The sequence below is a fragment of the Streptomyces sp. SPB074 genome (genome assembly GCF_000154905.1).
GTDB lineage: Bacteria > Actinomycetota > Actinomycetes > Streptomycetales > Streptomycetaceae > Streptomyces.
On record NZ_GG770539.1, the window covers coordinates 420,882 to 426,721 of the forward strand.

The window sequence follows — 5,840 nt, forward strand, 5'->3', positions numbered from 1 at the left end:
CGCGTACCCGCCCCTCCCCCGCGGCGCGCGGCGCGCGGCGCGCGGCTCAGGGCAGCAGCACGATCTTCCCCCCGGGTGTGCCCGCGCGCCAGGTCGGTATAGGCGGCGCGGACCTCCTCCAGCGGGTAGCGGGCGGCGATCGGGACGTCGAGTGCGCCGCGTGCCGCGAGCGCGGCGAGTTCGGAGACCGTCGCGGCGTCGTCGGCGGCCATGCCGCCCTCGGCCCGGACGCCGTACTTCTCGGCGGCGGCGCAGTCCACGACGGTGTCGACGCGGGCGGGGGCGACGCCGAGGTCGATGGCGAGTGCCACGTAGTCGTTCCCCGCGAGGTCGATGAAGGCGGCGACGCCCTGCGGCCCCGCCGCCCGCGCGACGCGCTCCGCGACGCCCTCGCCGTAGGCGACGGGCTCGATGTCGTGCGCGCGCAGCCACTCGTGGTGGCGCTCGCTCGCGAGGCCGAGGACGCGGGCGCCGGTCCGCCGCGCGAGCTGTACGGCGAGGACCCCGACGCCGCCCGCCGCGCCCGCCACGACGACCGTCTCGCCCTCGCGCGGGGCCACCGTCCGTACCGCCGCGAAGGCCGTCGTGCCCGCGACGAAGAGGGCACCGGCGACGTCGAAGGGCAGCTCCGGCGGCTTCGGGACGAGCCGGTGGGCCTGCACGGCCACGTGCGTGGCCTGGGAGGCGCGGGAGTAGGTGTGGCCGAGCACCTCGTCGCCCGGCGCGAACTCCGTCACGTCCTCGCCCGTGGCCTCCACGACGCCCGCGAGGTCGCTGCCCTGCCCGGAGGGGAAGGTCGCGGGCCACCGCTCGCGCATCTCGCCCTCGCGGATCTTCGCCTCGCCGGGGTTGATGCCCGCCGCCCTCACCCGCACGAGTACCTCGTCCGGTGCCGGTACGGGCACCGGCACGTCCCGCACCTCCAGGACGTCGATCCCGCCGTACCCGTCGAACCGAACAGCCTTGCTCATGAGTCCTCCACCCGCACGAGAGCCGGTGCCCCGAGCGGGTCCCGGCAAGGGGCCTCCAACCGCGCGCACCGGGCGGGCATTCCGCACGGGGGGCGTGTTTCGGCCGACCGGGTGAGCGGGCTCCGTCCCGCCCTCACACCACGAGCCGCAGCCGCCGCTCGCTGATCCCCGCCCGCAGGCACTGGCCCCACGTCAGGTCGAGGGCGTCCGAGTCCATGCCGTCGGCGAAGGCCACGAGGTGGTCCGACTCGACGGTGACGGTGAGGCGGTCGCGCTCGGCGAGGAGCCCGGCGACGCGCCGCACGCCGGTCGTCGGCGAGGGCCACGCCTCGCGCACGAACCACAGGAGGCGGTCCTCGGTCGCTCCGGGCAACGGCGTGGCGGCGCCGCGTTCCTGCCACAGCGAGCGCAGCCAGCCGCCGGCGCCCGTCCCGGTGCCGACGAGGACGCCCGAGCTGGCCTGCGCCTCCTCGCCCTCGCCGGGGCCGGGGCGCAGGCGGTAGCGGGCGGTGCGGTGGCCCGCCGAGCCGATGTAGATCTCGTTGAGCGCGAGGAGCGTGCGGCCGTCGTCGGTGGTGCCCTCGGCCATCGTGAGGTCCTCGGTGCTGACGCGCGCTCCGGCGGCGGTGCGCAGGAGCGCGGCGGCGTCGCGGGGGCGGTGGCGGACGAGGACGCCGGGGTTGCGGCCCGGGTCGGTGTCGATGCCGATGACGGGCTGGCCGTGCAGGTACTGCGCGACGTTGGCGACGAGGCCGTCCTGGCCCGCGACGACGACGATGTCCTCGGGGGCGAAGAGGAAGCGGTCGAGGTCGGCGCGCTCGACGCGGGCCTGCCGCCAGGTGAGCGGGATGCGCGCGGCGATGCCGGTGAGGGCGTCGAGCGTCGCCCGGTGGCGGGCGGCGAGCGTGTCGAGGTCGTCGCCCCGGCTGCCGAGCACGAAGGCGGCCTGGCCGTGGGTGCCGTGGCGGGCGAGGAGTTCCTGGTACTCGCTGACGCGGTGGACGAGGACGACGCGCGGGGCGAGGCTCATGCGCGGTCCCCGCCGCTGAACTTGGCGAGCAGTTCGGCGACGGTGTCGGGCGTGACGGTGACGCGCTCGATGCGCGGGAGCTGTTCGGCCGCGCGGTCCACGCTGAGGGCGTGCAGGGTCGCGGGCGCGGTGCCCTCGTGGACGCGGAGCCAGGCGGCGCGCGCGGCGGCGCGGGCCTCGCCGCTCGTGCGCAGCCCCTCCGCCTCGGCCTCGGCGAGCCGCCGGGCGCGCGTGGCCTCGGCCTCGGCAAGCCGTACGGTACGGGCCGCCTCGGCCTCGGCGCGCACGGCGTCGGCCGCCGCCTCCTCCTCGGCGGCGCGGCGGGCGTTGGTGCCGCGCTGGTCGACGAGTTGTTCCTCGCGGCGGGCGAGTTCGACCTTGCTGGCGAGTTCGTTCTCGGCGATGGCGCGTTCGCGTTCGACGGCGACGGCGCGGCGCTCGTAGGTGGCGCGATCCGCCTCCTGCTGGACGCGCTCGCGGGTCGGGGTGCGCAGGGCGCGTTCGACCTCCGGCTCGGGGCGCAGGGCGACGACGCGCAGGGCGACGACCTCGACGCCGGTCGCGGGCAGCCGGGGCTCCGCGGCCAGCCCCTGGGTGACGCGGGCGTGGACGGCGCTGACGCCCTCGGTGAGGGCGGTGGCGAGCGGGGTCGCCGCGAGGACTTCGGCGGCGTGCTGCTGGGCGGTCTCGGTGAGGAGCCCGGCGAGCTGGTCGAGCGGGGCGGCGCGCCAGGTGCCGGTGTCGGGGTCGAGCGAGAAGTCGATGCGTTCGGCGGCGCGAGTGGGGTCGGCGATGCGGTAGGTGAGCGTGGACTGCACCGCGAGGTCCTGGAAGTCGGCGGTGCGGGCGTGGATCGTGACGGCGAGTTCGCGGTCGTCCACGGGGACCTCGCTGAGCGCCGCGGTGAGCGGGCGGAACCAGAAGCTGAGGCCCGTGCCCTCGTGGGCGACCTTGCCCGCGCGGTGGTGGCGCACCCAGGCGCTCGACGTGCCGCGCAGGTGCCGCCTGCCGAAGCGCTTGCTGATGTCGGCCATGACTTCCCTCCCTCGGTTCTCGTCAACTTGACGAGACCTGTTCCGTGGGAGTGACAGTACGACCACCACCCCCTTCTCGTCAAGGCGACGACAAGGGGGTGGTGAAGAGCGGGACGGCTATCGGGGACCTCAGCCCGCGAGCAGGTCGTTGAGGTCGTCGGCGTGCTCCTCCTCCTCTTCGAGGATCGACTCCATGAGGCGCCGCGTGGTGGGGTCCCCGTCACCGATCCAGCGGATGATCTCCTGGTACGTCGTGATGACGATCCGCTCGGCGACGAGCTTCTCGCGCAGCATCTTCTGGAGGTCGCGCTCCTCGGCCGTCACGTACTCGGTGTGCGCGCGGGCCACGAGGGAGCCGGGATCGAAGTCGGGCTGCTCGCCGAGCTGGCTGACACGCTCGGCGGCGCGCAGCGCGTGCCGCATCTCCTCGCCCGCGTGCTCGCGGAACTCCGCGGCGACCTGCGCCCGGTCGATGCCGGTCGCGGCGATGGCGTTCTGCGAGTACCGCAGGAAGCACACCACCTCGGTCGCGACGACGTCGTTGAGGACCTCCACGAGCCGGGCGCGGTCGGCGTCGTAGGTCTTGGTGACGGGACCCTCCGTCATGTGCTTGCGGGCCTGCTCGCGGATTCTGGTGACATCGATCGCGAACTGGTTGGCCATCCGGTACTCCCTGCGGTGCTCGTGGACGATCGGCGACCGCGCGCGGTGCGCGTGCGCGGGATGCCTACCGCGCCGCGCGGACCGCCACCCGGCACGGCACACGGCACGCAGCCGATGGCGGACACGGAGTCACCCGGCGGGTGACCTCCCAGCCGGTATACACAGATCCCACCGGAGCACGATGATCCCGCTCGCAAAAGCCCAGCTTCATGGACAATTCCCTTTCCCGTATTCCTTTTTGGTATGCCAGAATGCTAGGCTCGCGGCCGTCTTGATCGCGTGGCGGCCGGCCGGCAGGCGGGCCGCGAGGCTGGAGGTCCCATGCACAGGTCCCGCCGTCCTTGGCCCGCCCCGGGCAGGCCATGAGCACGCCGCGACCCGACGCGGGCGCCTCGCACGTCGCGCACGCCGAGCACACCATCCGCACGCGTGTACTGGACGGCACCTACCCGCCCGGGGCCCGGCTGCGGGAACGCGAGCTGTCCGAAGCGCTCGGCTTCTCGCGCATCCCGGTGCGCGAGGCGCTGACCCGGCTCGCCTCCGAGGGGCTCGTGGAGCTCTCCCCGCGCCGGGGCGCCTCGGTGCGGCGGCTCTCGCTGCGCGACGTCGCCGAACTCTTCGACCTCCGCCTGAGCCTTGAGGTCTTCGCCGCCCGCCGCGCCGCCGAGGCGGACTCCGAGGGGCCTGCGGCGCGGCGGCTCGCGGAGCTGATGGAGAACGCCGAGGACGTGACCCGGCGCGGCGCCGTCTCCGAGATCCCCGCCGCCAACACCGCCCTGCACGCCGGGATCGTCGAACTGACCGGCAACAAGCTCCTCCAGACCGCCCTCCAGCCCTCCCTCGGCCTCATGCAGTGGGTCTTCACCCTCACCGGCAATCTCGACCCCGCCGTGCAGTGTGCCGAGCACCGCGACCTGCTCGCCGCGATCCGCGCGGGCAACGCCGAACTCGCGGGCGCCGTCGCGTACGCCCACATCGAACGCGGCCGGCGCCCCTCCCTCGACACGCTCGCCCGCATCCTTCCGGCCGAGTGAACGTGCCGTCCCGCGCCGCGCGCGGGACGGCGGAACCACCCGCACGACCTTCACACCCCGAGGACCACCATGCTCATCAGCAACGTCCGCCCCTGGGGCGGCGACGCCCAGGACATCGAGATCGCGGACGGCGCGATAGCGGCGCTCCACCCGCACGACCCGGCGCGCGCGACCGGCGCGGACGACGTCGTCCCCGGGCGCGGCCGACTCGCGCTGCCGTCCTTCTCGGACGTGCACTGCCACCTGGACTCCAACCGCCTCGGGCTGCCCTTCCGGCCGCACACCGGCACCCCCGGCGTGTGGGGCCTCACGATGAACGACCGCGCCCACTGGCGCGAGGACGGCACCGTCGCGGAGCGCGCGACCCACGCCCTCGGCCTGATGATCGCGCGCGGCACGACCCGCGTGCGCAGCTACGCGCAGATCGACGCGGACAGCGGCCTGGAGCGCTTCGAGGGCGTCCTCGCGGCGAAGGAGGCGCACAAGGACCGCTGCGAGGTCGAGATCATGGCCTTCCCGCAGGCGGGTCTGCTGCGCGAGAAGGGCGTGCCGGAGCTGATGGACCAGGCGCTCGCCTCGGGCGCCGCGGTCGTCGGCGGCATCGACCCGTGCACCCTGGACCGCGACCCGGTCAAGCACCTCGACATCGTCTTCGGGCTCGCCGAGCGCCACCAGGCGCCCATCGACATCCACCTGCACGAGCCCGGCCACCTCGGCATGTTCAGCGTGGACCTGATCCTGGAGCGGGTGCGCGCGCTCGGCATGCGGGGGAAGGTGACACTCTCGCACGCCTACGAGCTGGGCGCGGTGGACGAGGCGACGACGCGGCGCCTGACCGAGGAGTTCGCCGAGCTGGACATATCGATGGCGACGATCGCCCCGGCGCAGCAGCTCCACGCCCTCCCGCTCGCCGGGCTCACCGAGGCCGGCGTGCGCGTCGGGCTCGGCGAGGACGGCCAGCGCGACTACTGGTCCCCGTACGGCAACGCGGACATGCTCGACCGTACGTGGCAGCTCGCCTTCACCAACCGCTACCGCAGGGACGAGCTGATCGAGCACTGCATGGCCGTCGCCACCTGGGGCGGCGCCACGGTCATCGACCCCTCGG

The 5,840-nt window shown here is 74.5% G+C and carries 5 protein-coding genes and 1 pseudogene; 2 read left to right on the forward strand and 4 right to left on the reverse strand.

Going from position 1 to position 5,840, the window contains the following annotated elements:
- Positions 1-46 precede the first annotated feature (46 nt).
- The 4 genes and pseudogenes from SSBG_RS01720 to SSBG_RS01735 form a co-directional block, all read right to left on the reverse strand.
- Positions 47-971 (reverse strand): annotated as a pseudogene (locus SSBG_RS01720) (NADP-dependent oxidoreductase).
- 133 nt (positions 972-1,104) lie between these two features.
- Positions 1,105-2,001: an inorganic polyphosphate/ATP-NAD kinase gene (locus tag SSBG_RS01725; protein WP_008744513.1), complete on the reverse strand. Its 897-nt coding sequence runs from the start codon at positions 1,999-2,001 to the stop codon at positions 1,105-1,107.
- Positions 1,998-3,035, reverse strand: a complete 1,038-nt coding sequence (locus tag SSBG_RS01730) for an SPFH domain-containing protein (protein WP_008744514.1) — start codon at positions 3,033-3,035, stop codon at positions 1,998-2,000. The genes SSBG_RS01725 and SSBG_RS01730 overlap by 4 nt, the downstream gene beginning before the upstream one ends.
- Before the next feature lie 129 nt (positions 3,036-3,164).
- A complete protein-coding gene (locus SSBG_RS01735; RefSeq protein WP_008744515.1) occupies positions 3,165-3,698 on the reverse strand; it encodes a ferritin-like domain-containing protein in 534 nt (177 codons plus the stop codon).
- A 362-nt stretch (positions 3,699-4,060) separates the two neighbouring features.
- Between SSBG_RS01735 and SSBG_RS01740 the strand changes: the two genes are divergently transcribed.
- Positions 4,061-4,732 (forward strand): GntR family transcriptional regulator, encoded by a 672-nt coding sequence (locus SSBG_RS01740; protein WP_008744516.1) that lies wholly within the window; start codon positions 4,061-4,063, stop codon positions 4,730-4,732.
- A 69-nt stretch (positions 4,733-4,801) separates the two neighbouring features.
- Positions 4,802-5,840, forward strand: a 1,039-nt coding sequence (locus tag SSBG_RS01745) for an amidohydrolase family protein (RefSeq protein ID WP_008744517.1), incomplete at its 3' end; no start/stop codon positions are given.